We start from the raw sequence: 14,772 nt of genomic DNA, 5'->3' as shown, positions 1-14,772 counted from the left end.
CCGGAGCGGTCTTATGATTTGCGCGTGCGGCGGATTTCTTCGCGGACATTGTGGCCGAGCGCGTCGGCGACGAGCGCGGCCTGTTCCATCTGGTGCCGCTTCATCAGGCCGGTCGCCGGCGATGCCGAGGCGGCACGGCCGGAATAATGCGCCCGCGTCACCTTCGCCCCGGCTTCGATGAGGCATTCCTCGATGAACGGCTCGACGAAGCTCCAGGCGCCGTTGTTCTTCGGCTCTTCCTGCGCCCAGACCACCTCTTCGAGATTGGCCATCTTCTTCAGGCGCGCGACCAGAGGTTCCCCCGGGAAGGGGTAAAGCTGCTCGACACGGACGATCGCGGTGTTCCTGTCGCCCGCCGCGTCGCGTGCCTCCATCAGGTCATAGGCGACCTTGCCGGTGCACAGCACGAGGCGCTTCACTTCGGCATCGGCCGGTGCCGCCGGATCGGACAGCAGCCGCATGAAGTGACTGTCGCCCTGGAAGTCCGACGCCTTGGACACGGCCAGCTTGTGGCGCAGCAGCGACTTGGGCGTGAAGATGATCAGCGGCTTGCGGAAGCTGCGATGCATCTGCCGGCGCAGCAGGTGGAAATAATTCGCCGGCGTGGTGCAGTTGGCGACCTGCATATTGTCCTGCGCGCACAGCTGCAGGAAACGCTCGACACGCGCCGAGCTATGCTCAGGCCCCTGGCCTTCGTATCCATGCGGCAGCAGCATCACCAGGCCGTTGGCGCGCAGCCATTTGGCCTCGCCCGACGCGATGAACTGGTCGATCATGATCTGCGCGCCGTTCATGAAGTCGCCGAACTGCGCCTCCCACAGCACCAGCGTCTTCGGATCGGCCAGTGCATAGCCATATTCGAAACCGAGCACGCCATATTCGCTCAACGGGCTGTCCAGCACCTCGAACCGGCCATGCTCGATCTGCGCGAGCGGCAGATATTTGTGCTCGTCCTTCTGGTCGATCCACACGGCGTGACGCTGCGAGAAGGTGCCGCGGCCCGAATCCTGGCCCGACAGGCGGACGCCATAGCCTTCCGAGAGCAGCGAGCCATAAGCGAGCGCCTCGCCGGTCGCCCAGTCGAAATTACTGCCCGTCTTGAACATCTCGCGCTTGGCATCGATCACGCGGCCGAGCGTCTTGTGGATGGTCAGATTGTCGGGGACCGTGGTCAGCGTGCGGCCAAGCGAGTCGAACAGCTTGGGTTCGATCCCGGTCTCGACGTTGCGGCGCGCGCTTTCGGCATCGGCCGGCGCGTGCAGGCCGGACCAGCGGCCGGCGAACCAGTCAGCCTTGTTGGGCTTGTAGCTCGCGCCTGCCTCGAACTCGCCTTCGAGCAAGGTGGTGAAGGTCGCGATATTGTCGTCGATCCACGCGCGGTCGATCACGCCCTGTTCGATCAGCTTCGCGCCATAGACTTCGCTGACCGGCGGATGCGCGCGAATGCGGTCGTACATCAGCGGCTGGGTGAAGCTCGGCTCGTCGCCTTCGTTATGGCCGAAGCGGCGATAGCACCACATGTCGATCACGATGTCGCGGTGGAAGCGCTGGCGGAACTCGATCGCCATCTTGGTGGCGAAGGTCACGGCTTCGGGATCGTCGCCATTGACGTGGAAGATCGGCGCCTGGACGCCCTTCGCCACATCCGACGGATAGGGCGAGGAGCGCGCGAATTGCGGGCTGGTCGTGAAGCCGATCTGGTTGTTGATGACGAAATGGATGCAGCCGCCGGTATTGTAGCCGCGGATGCCTGAGAAGCCGAGGCATTCCCAGACGATGCCCTGGCCCGCGAACGCCGCGTCGCCATGGATCAGCACCGGGAGCGAGGCCTTGTGCTCCTTCAGGTCGCCGGCGATCGTCTGGATCGCACGGACCTTGCCCAACACGACCGGATCCTCCGCCTCGAGATGCGAGGGGTTGGCGACCAGCGACATATGGACGCTGATCCCGTCGAACTCGCGGTCGGTCGAGGTGCCGAGATGGTATTTCACGTCGCCCGAACCGGCCACATCATCGGGATTGTCGGAGCCGCCGCCGAATTCGTGGAAGATGATGCGGAACGGCTTGGCCATCACGTTGGACAGCACGTTCAGCCGGCCGCGATGCGCCATGCCGAACACGATCTCGCGCACGCCGAACTGGCCGCCATATTTGATGACGCTTTCCAGCGCGGGGATCATGCTCTCGCCGCCGTCGAGCCCGAACCGCTTGGTCCCGACATATTTGCGGCCGCAGAATTTCTCCCACTGCTCGGCCTCGATCACCTTGTTGAGGATCGCCTTCTTGCCGAGCGGCGAAAACTCGATGACCTTGTCCTTGCCTTCCATGCGGTCCTGCAGGAAGCGGCGCTCATCCACATCGGAAATGTGCATATATTCGAGGCCGACATTGCCGCAGTAATTCGCGCGCAGGATGTCGACGATCTCGCGCACCGTCGCCCATTGCAGGCCGAGCGTGCCGCCGAGATAGACCGGCCGGTCGATATCGTCGTTGGAGAAGCCGTGATATTCGGTCGTGAGATCGGCCGGCATCTCGCGTTTGGAGAGGCCAAGCGGGTCGAGATTGGCGGCAAGATGGCCGCGCACACGATAGGTACGGATCAAGAGCATCGCGCGGATCGAATCCGCGGCGGCACGGACGATGTCGTCCTGCGAGGGCGCGGCGGCGGCCGGCGCAGCGGCAGGCTTGACGCCGCCCTTGGCAGGCTTGGGCGCCGGCTCCATCTGGGTCGGGTCGAGCGCCGCGGTCAGATCGTCGGTCGAACTCAACGGCCAGTTGGTCTGGTTCCAGCTCGGGCCGGTCGCATTGCCTTCCAGGCCTTCGAAGAAACCGCGCCAGCCCGGCTCGACACTGTCCGGAGACACTTTGTAGCGCGCGTACAGCGCGTCGATGAACGCCGGGCTCACGCCCCCGGCGATGTCAGCGAAATCCTGGCCTTCGTAGCCCATTGGCTGTTCCTCGGCGCATCCCTGGGGAGGTGATGCCGCGTTGGCCCCGCACGGGGCCTGGTTAACCCTTCAACACCGACAGCAGCGTCGTGCCCAGTTCGGACGGGCTGTCCGCCACCTTGATCCCTGCCGCTTCCATCGCCGCGATCTTGTCCTCGGCGCCGCCCTGGCCGCCCGAAACGATCGCACCGGCATGGCCCATGCGGCGGCCCGGAGGCGCCGTGCGGCCGGCGATGAAGCCGGCCATCGGCTTCTTGCGGCCGCGCTTCGCCTCGTCGCGGAGGAACTGCGCCGCTTCCTCTTCCGCCGAGCCGCCGATCTCGCCGATCATGATGATCGACTGAGTCTCGGGATCAGCGAGAAAGAGCTCGAGCACGTCGATGAAGTTCGTGCCGTTGACCGGATCGCCACCGATGCCGACTGCGGTCGTCTGGCCAAGGCCCGCATTCGACGTCTGGAAGACGGCTTCATAGGTAAGCGTGCCGGAGCGGCTTACAACGCCGACCGAACCCTTCTTGAAGATGCTGCCGGGCATGATGCCGATCTTGCACTCGCCGGGGGTGAGGACGCCCGGGCAGTTCGGGCCGATCAGGCGCGACTTGGAACCGCTGAGCGCGCGCTTCACCTTGACCATGTCGAGCACCGGAATGCCCTCCGTGATGGTCACGATCAGCGGCACTTCGGCGTCGATCGCCTCGAGGATCGAGTCGGCCGCGAAGGGCGGCGGGACATAGATGACGGATGCGGTCGCACCGGTCTTCGCGACGGCCTCGGCGACGGTGTCGTAGACCGGCAGGCCGATATGCTCGGTGCCGCCCTTGCCCGGCGTCACGCCGCCGACCATCTGCGTGCCGTAAGCCAGCGCCTGCTGGGTGTGGAACGTGCCGGTTTCACCGGTCATCCCCTGGGTGATGACCTTGGTGTTCTTGTCGACGAGGATTGCCATATTTTTCTCGTTCCCGCTTGCCGTGCTCCCGCGAAGGCGGGAGCCCAGACCTAAAACAAAGACTCGAACAGATCGTCCCAGTCCGGATTCATCGTTTCAATCTCTCGCAGCTTCCACTGCCGATTCCATTTCTTCAGCTGCAATTCGCGGTGTCTGGCTCCTTCGATCGTATCGTGAGCCTCGTACCAGACCAGCAATTTGCAGTCGTATTTCTTGGTGAAGCCCTCGACCAAGCCGTTGCGATGTTGATACGCGCGGGCAGGTAAGTCGCTGGTTACACCAATATAGATCGTTCCGTTTTTCTGCTTCGCCATGATGTAGACGAAGCCCGGTTTCTCCTCGCGCACCCTGCGCCTCCCTGGATCCCCGCGAAGGCGGAGACCCAGCCTGGGCCCCCGCCTTCGCGGGGGCACAAGAGGTTTTACGCCAGCGAGCTGTCAATAGCCTTGCACGCGACCAGCAATTCCTTGACCGCCTCGACCGAGACGTCGAGATTCTTCTTGGCCTCGGCATCGAGCTTGATCTCGACGACCTTCTCGACGCCGCCGGCGCCGATGATCACCGGCACGCCGACATAGAGATTGTCGACACCGTACTGGCCGGTCAGGTGGACCGCCGCGGGCAGCAGGCGCTTCTGATCGTAGAGATAGGCTTCCGCCATCGAGATCGCGGAGGTGGCCGGCGCGTAATAGGCCGAGCCGGTCTTGAGCAGCGCGACGATCTCGCCGCCGCCCGAACGGGTGCGCGCGACGATCGCGTCGATGCGCTCCTGGGTGGAGAAGCCCATCTCGATCAGGTCCGGAACCGGGATGCCCGACACGGTCGAATAGCTGATCACCGGGACCATGGTGTCGCCGTGGCCGCCGAGCACGAAGGACGTGACGTCCTTGACCGAAACCTTGAACTCTTCGGCAAGGAAATGGCTGAAGCGCGAGCTGTCGAGCACGCCGGCCATGCCGACGACCTTCTGGTGCGGCAGGCCCGAGAATTCGCGCAGCGCCCAGACCATCGCGTCGAGCGGGTTGGTGATGCAGATGACGAAGGCGTCGGGCGCGTTGGCGGCAATGCCCTCGCCCACGGCCTTCATGACCTTCAGGTTGATGCCGAGCAGGTCGTCGCGGCTCATGCCCGGCTTGCGGGCGACGCCGGCGGTGACGATGATGACGTCCGCGCCCTTTATGTCGGCATAATCGTTCGTGCCGACGATCTTGGCGTCGAAGCCTTCCACGGGCGAGCACTGGCTGAGATCCAGCGCCTTGCCCTGGGGCACGCCTTCGACCACGTCGAACAGGACGATGTCGCCCAGGCCCTTCAGTGCTGCGAGATGAGCAAGCGTGCCGCCGATGTTACCGGCACCGATCAACGCGATCTTCTTGCGGGCCATTCCTCGTCCTTTCGGCAATGATAAAGCCGCGCGCGCGGCGAAACTGCGCGGCGGCTTAGGCGCGTTTTGCTACAGGGGCAACCGCTAAAACCCTATATTTTCGCCACCTTATTGCAATTAATTCGCAAGTGCATTTAAGCAGGTGGATTGCCCTCAGGATCGACGTAACGGCGCTCGCCAGTAGCGTCATTATACCAGACCGTTACGGGTCGGCCGCTCGCATCGTCGACGAAACGCTCGGGCGTCTCTCGCCAGCCGCCCTCGATCGGTTTCGCTTGCGACGCACCATACCGCCGCCGTTCGAACACGATGCCGGCGAGCACGAACGTCGCCGCGATCAGGGTCGGCCACACCGCCGGATCGATCACCGCGCCGATCACCGCTGCGGTGAACAGCAGCATCGCGATCACCAGGACGAAGGTGCGCAGCATCATTCGGGTGCGGGATCGAGGATGACGGCGGTGCCGTACGCGACCACCTCGTTCATCGCCTGGGCGATCTCGCCCGAATCGAAGCGCATCATCACGACGGCGTTCGCGCCCATCAACGCCGCGTTGGCGACGAGACGGTCGATCGCGTGGCGCCGCGTGTCCTCGACCAGGCGGGTATATTCGGGGATCTCGCCGCCAACGATCGAGCGCAGGCTGGCGGTGATATTGCCGCCGATGCCGCGGCTGCGGACGACGACGCCGAACGCCTGGCCGAGCGTCTTGCGCACACTATGGCCCGGGACATTCTCGGTGGTGGTGACGAGCATCGCATTCCCTCCATGACCTGACACGACATGATAACAGGCGGCCGGGCGATGGCGAGGGTCAGTTCGCGCCGTGGCCCAGTTCGAGATACTCGTCGGACCGCATTTCCTCGAGCCGGCTGATCGTGCGCTCGAACTCGAAACGGCCGTCGCCCTTTTCGTACAGCTCGCCCGGCGGCGCATCGGCAGCGGCGAGCAGCTTCACCTTGTGCTCGTACAATGCGTCGATCAGCTGGACGAAGCGCGCGGCCTCGTTGCGGTTCTCCGGCCCGAGCCGCGGGATGCCGACCAGGATGACGGTGTGGAAGCGCCGCGCGACCGCGAGATAATCGGCCGAGCCCCGCGCCTCGCCGCACAACCGCTTGAACGAGAAGACGGCGACGCCCTTCAGGCTCTTGGGCACATGCAGGGTGCGCCCGCCGCCGACCGGCAGCTCCTCGGACGGCACATGGTCGCGGTCCTCGGGCGGATAATCGGTCAGGCGGAAAAAGGCGGCGGAGAGCTGCGCGGTCGCCTCGGAGCCGTTCGGCACCAGCCAGGTCTCGACCTGGCCGAGCCGGTCGCGGCGGTAATCGATCGGGCCGTTGAGCGCGAGCACCTGCATCTTCGTCTCGATCAGCTCGATGAAGGGCAGGAAATGCTCGCGGTTGAGCCCGTCCTTGTAGAGATCGGTCGGCGGGCGGTTGGAGGTCATCACCACCGTGACGCCCTGGCGCAGCAGTTCGGTGAACAGCCGCGACAGGATCATCGCGTCGGGGCTGTTGGTGACCATGATCTCGTCGAAGCAGAGGACCTTCACTTCCTCGGCGATCGCGGCGGCGACGGGGAGGATCGGATCGCCGACCTCCTTCTCGCGTTCGACGCGTAGCCGCGCATGGACGTCGAGCATGAATTCGAGGAAGTGGATGCGCCGTTTGCGCCGCATGTTCACGCAGCCGAAGAACAGGTCCATCAGCATCGACTTGCCGCGCCCGACCCCGCCCCAGAGATAGATGCCGGCCGGGGCATCGGGGCGCTTGCCCAGAGCGCGCCAGAGGATCGAGCCGCGCTTGGGCGCCGCTTCGAGCTCCGTCGCCAGCGCGTCGAGCCGGCGGGCGGCTTCGGCCTGTTCGGGATCGGGCTTCAACTCGCCCGCGGCGATCAGCGCTTCGTAGCGGGCAAGGACGTTGGGCAAATTCTCAGACCTCGGCCGGTGGCGCGGCGACCCGGGCCGACTTGCGGATCGTGGCGGAGAAGCTCGCGACCTTCTCCTCGTCCTGCACAACCAGCCCGCGCAGGAACAGGAGCCGCCCGGTCTCGCGCAGCAGTTCGACCTGCGCCTCCAGCGGGTCGCCGATGCGGCCGCCGCCGATGAACTGAGTCGACAGGTCAAGCGTGACCGCCGAGCCAGCGGTGATCAGGCCGAAGCTACGCGACGCGGCGAACAGCGCGACATCGATGAAGCCGAGCATCGCACCGCCATGCACGCTGTCGCGCAGATTGGAATGGCGCCGTTCCGGCGTCATGCGGACGCGCGCGATGCCGTTATCGACCCGCACCATCATGGGACCGAGAAAGCTGTTGTAGCGCGACGGATCGGTGAAGCCCCACCGCATCCAGCCGGGATGATCCGGATGCTCCTCGAAGAGGAAGGTAGCGGGTGGGCTTGGTTCGGTCACGCGGCGAGCCTCAGACGACTCGCTCTGCTTCCATCTTCTTGATCTCGGCGATCGCCTTGGCCGGGTTGAGACCCTTGGGGCAGACATTCGCGCAATTCATGATCGTGTGGCAGCGATAGAGGCGGAACGGATCCTCCAGCTCGTCGAGTCGCTCGCCGGTCATCTCGTCGCGGCTGTCGGCGAGCCAGCGATAGGCCTGCAACAGGATCGCCGGGCCGAGGAATTTGTCCGAATTCCACCAATAGCTCGGGCAGGCGGTCGAGCAGCAGGCGCACAGGATGCACTCGTACAGGCCGTCCAGCTTCTCGCGGTCCGCCGGCGACTGGAGCCGCTCCTTGCCCGAGGGCGGCGGGGTGACGGTCTGCAGCCACGGCTTGATCGAGGAATATTGCGCATAGAAATGCGTGAAATCGGGAACGAGGTCCTTGATCACTTCCATATGCGGCAGCGGCGTGATGCGGATATCGCCCTTCACGTCCTCGATCGCGGTGGTGCAGGCGAGGCCGTTCTTGCCGTCGATGTTCATCGAGCAGGAGCCGCAAATGCCCTCGCGGCAGGAACGGCGGAAGGTCAGCGAGCTGTCCTGCTCCGACTTCATCTTGATCAGCGCGTCGAGCACCATGGGGCCGCAGGAATCGAGATCGATCTCGAACGTGTCATAATGCGGGTTCTCGTTCGCATCGGGATCGTAGCGGTAGATCTTGAAATTCTTGACCCGCTTCGCGTCAGCGGCTGCCTTGTGGACCTTGCCGCCCTTTTTGGGTCGGCTGTTCGGGGGCAGTCTGAATTCGGCCATGCCTGAAAGTCTCCGGCGGAAACGAAATGGTGCGTCGCGGAAAGCGGCTATGCCTTTCGGCGCGCGCGTGCAACCCTTTGGCGCGCTCCATGATCCAGGAACATGCATTGTTGCAGGCGTTGCGAGCGCCGGACAAGAATCGTAGGGCGAAGTCCAGGATATGAACGAACAGGGCAAGATATGAGACTGAGCGATTGCCACAATGTCGAGGATTTCCGCACCCTCGCCCGCAAGCGCCTGCCTGGTCCCGTATACCACTATATCGACGGCGCCGCCGACGACGAGGCGACCAAGCGGCGCAACACCGAGGCATTCGAGTCGTGCGACCTGGTGCCGAGCGTGCTCGCCGGCGTCGAGACGATCGACATGAGCACCATTGTGATGGGCCGCAAGATCGCCATGCCGCTGTTCCTGTCGCCCACCGCGTTGCAGCGGCTGTTCCACTGGCATGGCGAACGCGGCGTCGCCCGCGCGGCGGAAAAGTTCGGGACCTATTTCGGCATTTCGAGCCTCGGCACCGTCAGCATCGAGGAGATCGGCCGGACGATCAGCACGCCCAAGATGTTCCAGCTCTACATCCACAAGGACAAGGGGCTGAACCATGCGCTGGTCGAACGGTGCAAGGAAGCGAAGTTCGACTGCATCGCGCTGACGGTGGACACGATCGTATCGGGCAATCGCGAGCGCTGCCTGCGCACCGGCTTCACCTCGCCGCCGAAGCTGACCCCGTCCTCAGCGATCAGCTTCGCGACTCACCCGGGCTGGACGCTCGATTACCTGTTCCGCGAGAAGTTCGAGCTGTCGAACCTGAAGGACCATGTGTCCGAGGGGACCAATGTCGCGCTCTCGGTGGCGGACTATTTCAACAAAATGCTCGACCCGTCGATGGACTGGAAGACCGCCGAGGGCGTCCGCGCGCAATGGGGCGGCGAATTCTGCCTGAAGGGCATCATGTCGGTCGAGGACGCACGCCGCGCGGTCGATATCGGGGCGACGGCGATCATGGTGTCGAACCATGGCGGGCGCCAGCTCGACGGCAGCCGTTCGCCGTTCGACCAGTTGGCCGAGATCGTCGATGCGGTCGGCGACAAGATCGACGTGATCTGCGACGGCGGCATCCGCCGCGGGAGCCATGTGCTGAAGGCGCTGAGCGTGGGGGCCAAGGCCTGCTCGGGCGGGCGGATGTATCTCTATGCGCTGGCGGCGGCGGGCCAGCCGGGGGTCGAGCGGGTGCTCGGGCGGCTGCAGGCGGAGATCGAGCGGGATATGAAGCTGATGGGGGTGAAGTCGGTCGCGGAGCTGACGCGGGGGAATTTGCGGTGGCGTTAAAATCCCTCCCCCAGCGGGAGAGGGAGGGAGCCGCGTAGCGGCGGAAGGGTGAGGGTGGCGTAGCTGCTCACCCTCACCCCGCGCTGCTGCGCAGCTTGCCCCTCTCCCGCTGGGAGAGGGGAAGAAGGGCGCCTATTCCTGAACCACCTCCTGCGGATCGGGCTTCGCACCCCAATCGATGTTCCGCGTCAGGTACATCACCGTGGCAAGCGCCACGAAGAGCATCACCGATCCGACCAGCAGCGACAGATCCTCAAGGCTGAGCAGCACATAGAGCACGCCGTAGAGCGCCGAGATCAGCGCGCCGATGAACAGGCTCCGCCGCCAGCTGCCCAGCACCGCAGCCGAATAGGCCGTGAGCAGCGAGACGATTGCGCCACCCGCCACCGCATAAGCCAGCGTGAACCCGATCACTTCGGCAAAGGCGAGCAGCATCACGAAGAACAGCACCAGCCCCGATCCGACCAGGCCATATTCGATCGCCGACACCCGTACCCCGCCGATCACGTCGAACATCAGGAAGGCAAGGAAGGTGAAACCGACAAACAGGAAGCCGTATTTCACCGAGCGGTTGACCTGGCTGTAGAGATCGACCGGGGTGAGCAGATCGACCCGTGCTTCGTGCTCGCCGGCCTCGGCGCGGCCGCGACCGCCCTCTACCGGCGTGGCGGAGTCACCGGAGGCCTGATCAAACGAGACGAGCGCGGTACCCAGAGCAAGATTGCCGACGCGCCAGGTGGCGTCGAACCCCTTGTCGACCTTCGCCTTCTGGACCGGCAGGAAGCCGCCCTGATAGCTCGGGCTGGACCAGGACGAAACCACGCGCCACGCCGTATCGCCGCCGTTCGGCACCAGCGACAGCGACCCGTTGCCGCGCACCGCATAGTCGAAGGACACGCCGATCGGCCGGCCGCGCAGCTCGCTCGCGTCGAACCAGGCGTAGAAACCCGATCCGCCCGTCTCGCGCATGCCGTTGCCGGGTTGGAGCGAAACCGTCTCGCCGTTGACCGAGACCGCAGGCGGCGAGCCGAACAGACCGCGCGCGTCGCTGATGCCGAAGCGGATCTGCGCCCGGTCGAGCGCCAGCGCATCGGGGGCGACGCCGAAGCGCTGGAGATCGGCCGGCAGCGTGAAGCGCGCCCCGCCCTGGTTGCGCGCCTCGAACACGACCACGTCATAGATCGAGCGATGGCGCAGATCCGGCTTCAGGTCGGTCTTCAGCTTGGTCGCATCGGGCGACAGGGTCATCTCGTGCCAGCTGGTGCTGGTCCTGGTCACCTGCTTGCCATTCTCGGTGACGGTCTCGGTGGTCTGTTTCGAATAGGGGATGACGAGCACCGGCCCGGCGATCACCTGCGGCCCGCCCCAGCCTTGCGCGATCGAGGCCTGGGCGGTCTCCGACTGGTTCTGGCGATCATAGACAAGGAGATAGATGGCAAAGAGCGGGATCGCGAGCAGCGTGCCGATCAGGAACGGCAGCAGCAATTTGAACCCGGGCGAGCGTTCTGACGCATGGCGTGCGGACATATTGGCCTCCCTTTTAGGAGACCTTCAGCTAGCGGCGCGCGGCGGCGGAAGCCAAAGCGGATCGGGAGGAATGGCTGTGCAGAATAGGTGCAGGCACGGCCAGCCATCAGCCAAAACAGGCGGCCCGAAAATTCATCAGCCATGCGAAAGAGCAGCGGAGGCAGCACCGCCACAGCATCATGCCATGAACGGCATCCGATTGAATCGATGCGGCGCTTTACCTGAAGCTAGCAGACTTCGGCGGTGTTGGCCGGCAGCGGCCCCGGCGGGATGCGGGCGTCGCTCATGTAGAAGGGATCGCCCTCGATGCGGTGGCTCGTGCCGTACGCCTTGCCCAGCACTGCATAGAGCGCGGGATCATAGGCCTGCAGGTCGCCATGGGAGAGGATATGGCGGCCGTCGAAGATCACGATCCGGCCGGAATTGAACCAGAACTGGCTGCCCACCGCCCAATATTCGTCGATCGTGGTCGAGGCATATTCGCCTTTCCAGCGGCCAGCCCTGAGCGCGGCGCGATAGGCGCGGTCGACCTCCTTGTAGAGCCGCGGATCCATCGCGCGGACGGCCTGGAGGATGTCGTGCGAGAATTCGTGGAGGAAGATCGTCTGGCCGTAATAGCGCGAATTGCGCTGGCCGAGCAGGTCCTCGACCGCGCCGCTGGTCAGTTTCCCGGCCATGCCCCGCGCGCGGTAGTTCCAATAGGCGCGGTCGGTCATGCGGCCGATGCGCTCGTCATAGTGTTTGCGCTCGCAGCGCGTGAGTCGGGGATCGTTGCGGCCGGGTTTCTTCCAGTCGCGCTGCTCGGGGAGGTCGAGCGTGCTCTCATCCTCCGCCATGATCGCCACGCGGTAGCCGGAGGCGGCCAGCCCCTGGGCGAGATCGGGGCGGTGGTCGAGCATGCCCTGGACGATCTGCCTGGCCACCAGCAGCGCCCGGTCTGGGACCTTGGCCGAGGACAGAACCGGGATGCCGTCCGCATCGACATATTTGGCGTAGAAGGGGTCGACCGATAGCGACGCCGGCGGCGACGCAACGTCCGGCGCGGGAGACGCGCACGCAGCGACGATCTGCATCGGGAAGACGCAGCCGAGCAGCAGAAGGAACCGCGCGCTACTCGTCATCGTCTTCGTTGCCGGCTCCTCGCGTTTGCAACAGCGGACAAGCCTCTATCAGTGTCGAGTCCGTTATTGAATCAAGACGCTTTTACCCAGGTCGCCCGCGGCGATGGCGGGTTCCGATCAGTAAACCCGCTTCTTCGGCTTGATGTACTCGATGTCGTCGGTGAGCGTGTAATCGTGCACCGGGCGGTAATCGATCTCGGTGGTGCCGCCCTTGCCGCCCCAGCCGTTAAAGGTCGCGACGGTGTGCTTCATCCAGTTCGCATCGTCGCGGTCGGGGAAGTCCTCGTGCATGTGCGCGCCGCGGCTTTCCTTGCGGTTGGCGGCACCCTTGATCGTCACGACCGCCTGGCCGATCAGATTGTCGAGCTCCATCGTCTCGACCAGATCGGTGTTCCAGATCAGCGAGCGGTCGCTGATGCCGACATCGGCGAAGCTGGAATAGATCGCGTCCATCTTGGTGACGCCCTCGGCCAGCAGCGCGGTGTCGCGGAACACGGCGCAATGCTTCTGCATGGTGCGCTGCATTTCCGCGCGGACCTGCGCGGTCGGCGCGGCGCCCTTGGCATTGCGGAAATGGTCGAGCCGGGTGAGCGCGAATTCTTCCGAGCCCGCGGGCAGCGGGTTGTGCGGCGTGTTCGGCTTGAGCTGGTCCTTGAGGCGCAGGCCGGTCGCGCGGCCGAACACGACGAGATCGATCAGCGAATTGGAGCCGAGCCGGTTGGCGCCGTGCACCGAGACGCACGCCGCCTCGCCCACCGCGAACAGGCCGGGGATGATCGTGTCGGGATTGCCGTCCTTATTATGCACGACCTCGCCGTGATAATTGGTCGGGATGCCGCCCATATTGTAATGCACCGTCGGCGTGACCGGCAGCGGCTGGCGCGTGAGATCGACGCCGGCGAAGATCTTGCCCGTCTCGGTGATGCCCGGCAGGCGCTCGTGCAGCACCTTGGGATCGATATGATCGAGGTGCAGGTAGATATAATCCTTGTGCTCGCCGACGCCGCGGCCCTCGCGCATCTCCATCGCCATCGAGCGCGCGACCACGTCGCGGCTGGCAAGGTCCTTCGCGGAAGGGGCGTAGCGCTCCATGAAGCGCTCACCCTCGGAGTTGGTCAGGTACCCGCCCTCGCCGCGCGCACCCTCGGTGATCAGCACGCCGGCGCCATAGATGCCGGTCGGGTGGAACTGGACGAACTCCATGTCCTGCAGCGCGATGCCGGCGCGCAGCGCCATGCCGTTGCCGTCGCCGGTGCAGGTATGGGCCGATGTCGCCGACTGATAGACCCGGCCGCCGCCGCCCGTCGCCAGCACCACGGCATGGCTGCGGAAACGGTGGATCGAGCCGTCCGCCATGCAGAGCGCGATCACGCCGCGGCACTGACCATTCTCCATGATCAGGTCGAGCGCGAAATATTCGACATAGAAGTCGGCGTCGTACTTCAGGCTCTGCTGGTAGAGCGCGTGGAGCATGGCGTGGCCGGTGCGGTCGGCCGCGGCGCAGGTGCGCTGCACGGGAGGCCCCTCGCCCATATTCTGCATATGGCCGCCGAACGGGCGCTGATAGATCGTCCCGCTCTCGTTGCGGCTGAACGGCACGCCGGCATGCTCGAGCTCGTAAACCGCCGCGGGCGCCTCGCGCACCATATATTCGATCGCGTCCTGATCGCCGAGCCAGTCCGATCCCTTGACGGTGTCGAACATGTGCCAGGTCCAGTGATCCGGCGTGTTGTTGCCGAGGCTGGCAGCGATACCGCCCTGTGCTGCGACAGTGTGGCTGCGCGTCGGGAAAACCTTGGTGATGCACGCCGTCTTCAGGCCGCTTTCCGCGATGCCCATGGTTGCGCGCAGGCCCGATCCGCCGGCACCCACGACCACGGCATCATAGGTGTGGTCGATGATCTTATAGGCTTCCGGCATCAGACTGGCGCTCCGGCGGCAAAGGCGATCCTGAGGATCGAGAAGATGGCGATCGCGGCAGTCGCGACGGTGAAGAAAGTGAGCGCGAGCATCGCGGCGACGCGCGCCTCGTTATGGAGGTAATCCTCGATCGCGACCTGAAGCCCCAGACGGAAATGGTAGAAGACCGAGGCGATCAGCAGGATCAGCGGGATCGCGGCCCAGGCCGAGGCGACCCAATCGTGCAGCGTCTCATATTGATAATTGGGCAGGCGTGCGATCGAGAGCAGCAGCCACAGCATCAGGAACAGGTTGGCGCCGGCGGTGATCCGCTGGTTCCACCAGTGATGCGAGCCCTCCTTGGCTGAGCCGAGGCCGCGGACCCGGCCGAGTTCGGTACCGTTGCCCAT

14 protein-coding genes are annotated in these 14,772 nt (G+C 64.8%); 1 reads left to right on the top strand and 13 read right to left on the bottom strand.

The annotated features are described in order from the left end of the window. Positions 1-11: 11 nt before the first annotated feature. The 9 genes from AC1RT8_RS07840 to AC1RT8_RS07800 all read right to left on the bottom strand — a co-directional run bounded on the left by AC1RT8_RS07840 (position 12) and on the right by AC1RT8_RS07800 (position 8,486). Positions 12-2,948: a 2-oxoglutarate dehydrogenase E1 component gene (locus AC1RT8_RS07840; RefSeq protein ID WP_493075049.1), complete on the bottom strand. Its 2,937-nt coding sequence runs from the start codon at positions 2,946-2,948 to the stop codon at positions 12-14. A gap of 61 nt (positions 2,949-3,009) precedes the next feature. Further along, on the bottom strand, positions 3,010-3,894 hold the full coding sequence (sucD, locus tag AC1RT8_RS07835; protein ID WP_493075048.1) for a succinate--CoA ligase subunit alpha: 885 nt from the start codon (positions 3,892-3,894) through the stop codon (positions 3,010-3,012). Between the two features lie 50 nt (positions 3,895-3,944). After that, positions 3,945-4,241: a GIY-YIG nuclease family protein gene (locus AC1RT8_RS07830; protein WP_493075047.1), complete on the bottom strand. Its 297-nt coding sequence runs from the start codon at positions 4,239-4,241 to the stop codon at positions 3,945-3,947. Positions 4,242-4,315: 74 nt separating this feature from the next. Then, positions 4,316-5,278 carry a malate dehydrogenase gene (mdh, locus tag AC1RT8_RS07825; RefSeq protein ID WP_493075046.1) on the bottom strand — a complete coding sequence of 321 codons (963 nt, stop codon included), beginning with the start codon at positions 5,276-5,278 and terminating at the stop codon, positions 4,316-4,318. A 134-nt stretch (positions 5,279-5,412) separates the two neighbouring features. Continuing rightward, complete coding sequence (locus tag AC1RT8_RS07820) at positions 5,413-5,712, bottom strand: hypothetical protein (protein ID WP_493075045.1); 300 nt, start codon at positions 5,710-5,712, stop codon at positions 5,413-5,415. Beyond that, positions 5,709-6,035 carry a YbjQ family protein gene (locus tag AC1RT8_RS07815; protein WP_493075044.1) on the bottom strand — a complete coding sequence of 109 codons (327 nt, stop codon included), beginning with the start codon at positions 6,033-6,035 and terminating at the stop codon, positions 5,709-5,711. Before AC1RT8_RS07815 ends, AC1RT8_RS07820 begins: the two co-directional genes overlap by 4 nt. 58 nt (positions 6,036-6,093) lie before the next feature. Further along, on the bottom strand, positions 6,094-7,206 hold the full coding sequence (gene zapE / locus AC1RT8_RS07810) for a cell division protein ZapE (RefSeq protein ID WP_493075043.1): 1,113 nt from the start codon (positions 7,204-7,206) through the stop codon (positions 6,094-6,096). Positions 7,207-7,210: 4 nt separating this feature from the next. Further along, a complete protein-coding gene (locus AC1RT8_RS07805; RefSeq protein WP_493075042.1) occupies positions 7,211-7,690 on the bottom strand; it encodes a PaaI family thioesterase in 480 nt (159 codons plus the stop codon). 10 nt (positions 7,691-7,700) lie between these two features. Next, positions 7,701-8,486 (bottom strand): succinate dehydrogenase iron-sulfur subunit, encoded by a 786-nt coding sequence (locus AC1RT8_RS07800; protein ID WP_493075041.1) that lies wholly within the window; start codon positions 8,484-8,486, stop codon positions 7,701-7,703. Positions 8,487-8,666: 180 nt separating this feature from the next. Between AC1RT8_RS07800 and AC1RT8_RS07795 the strand changes: the two genes are divergently transcribed. Beyond that, positions 8,667-9,815: an alpha-hydroxy acid oxidase gene (locus AC1RT8_RS07795; protein ID WP_493075040.1), complete on the top strand. Its 1,149-nt coding sequence runs from the start codon at positions 8,667-8,669 to the stop codon at positions 9,813-9,815. A 132-nt stretch (positions 9,816-9,947) separates the two neighbouring features. On the opposite strand, the gene creD is transcribed toward AC1RT8_RS07795, so the two are convergent. The 4 genes from creD to sdhD form a co-directional block, all read right to left on the bottom strand. Next, positions 9,948-11,342: a cell envelope integrity protein CreD gene (creD, locus tag AC1RT8_RS07790; protein WP_493075039.1), complete on the bottom strand. Its 1,395-nt coding sequence runs from the start codon at positions 11,340-11,342 to the stop codon at positions 9,948-9,950. A gap of 227 nt (positions 11,343-11,569) precedes the next feature. Beyond that, positions 11,570-12,463: a glycoside hydrolase gene (locus AC1RT8_RS07785; protein ID WP_493075038.1), complete on the bottom strand. Its 894-nt coding sequence runs from the start codon at positions 12,461-12,463 to the stop codon at positions 11,570-11,572. 117 nt (positions 12,464-12,580) lie between these two features. Further along, positions 12,581-14,383, bottom strand: coding sequence for a succinate dehydrogenase flavoprotein subunit (sdhA, locus tag AC1RT8_RS07780; RefSeq protein WP_493075037.1), 1,803 nt, complete (start codon positions 14,381-14,383; stop codon positions 12,581-12,583). Then, positions 14,383-14,772, bottom strand: coding sequence for a succinate dehydrogenase, hydrophobic membrane anchor protein (gene sdhD, locus AC1RT8_RS07775; protein ID WP_493075036.1), 390 nt, complete (start codon positions 14,770-14,772; stop codon positions 14,383-14,385). The genes sdhA and sdhD overlap by 1 nt, the downstream gene beginning before the upstream one ends.

The sequence above is a fragment of the Sphingomonas sp. GW821-FHT10F11 genome, from assembly GCF_058809095.1.
Note: the sequence above shows the minus strand (reverse complement) of the source record. Positions and strands in the feature narration are given on the sequence as shown.

What these genes read in the sequence shown, in the direction of transcription:
- AC1RT8_RS07800 (WP_493075041.1), bottom strand. Translation starts at nt 8,486, where the DNA reads ATGGCCGAATTCAGACTGCCCCCGAACAGCCGACCCAAAAAGGGCGGC.
- AC1RT8_RS07815 (WP_493075044.1), bottom strand. Translation starts at nt 6,035, where the DNA reads ATGCTCGTCACCACCACCGAGAATGTCCCGGGCCATAGTGTGCGCAAG.
- sucD (WP_493075048.1), bottom strand. Translation starts at nt 3,894, where the DNA reads ATGGCAATCCTCGTCGACAAGAACACCAAGGTCATCACCCAGGGGATG.
- mdh (WP_493075046.1), bottom strand. Translation starts at nt 5,278, where the DNA reads ATGGCCCGCAAGAAGATCGCGTTGATCGGTGCCGGTAACATCGGCGGC.
- sdhA (WP_493075037.1), bottom strand. Translation starts at nt 14,383, where the DNA reads ATGCCGGAAGCCTATAAGATCATCGACCACACCTATGATGCCGTGGTC.
- AC1RT8_RS07840 (WP_493075049.1), bottom strand. Translation starts at nt 2,948, where the DNA reads ATGGGCTACGAAGGCCAGGATTTCGCTGACATCGCCGGGGGCGTGAGC.
- AC1RT8_RS07795 (WP_493075040.1), top strand. Translation starts at nt 8,667, where the DNA reads ATGAGACTGAGCGATTGCCACAATGTCGAGGATTTCCGCACCCTCGCC.
- creD (WP_493075039.1), bottom strand. Translation starts at nt 11,342, where the DNA reads ATGTCCGCACGCCATGCGTCAGAACGCTCGCCCGGGTTCAAATTGCTG.
- sdhD (WP_493075036.1), bottom strand. Translation starts at nt 14,772, where the DNA reads ATGGGCAACGGTACCGAACTCGGCCGGGTCCGCGGCCTCGGCTCAGCC.
- AC1RT8_RS07785 (WP_493075038.1), bottom strand. Translation starts at nt 12,463, where the DNA reads ATGACGAGTAGCGCGCGGTTCCTTCTGCTGCTCGGCTGCGTCTTCCCG.
- AC1RT8_RS07820 (WP_493075045.1), bottom strand. Translation starts at nt 5,712, where the DNA reads ATGATGCTGCGCACCTTCGTCCTGGTGATCGCGATGCTGCTGTTCACC.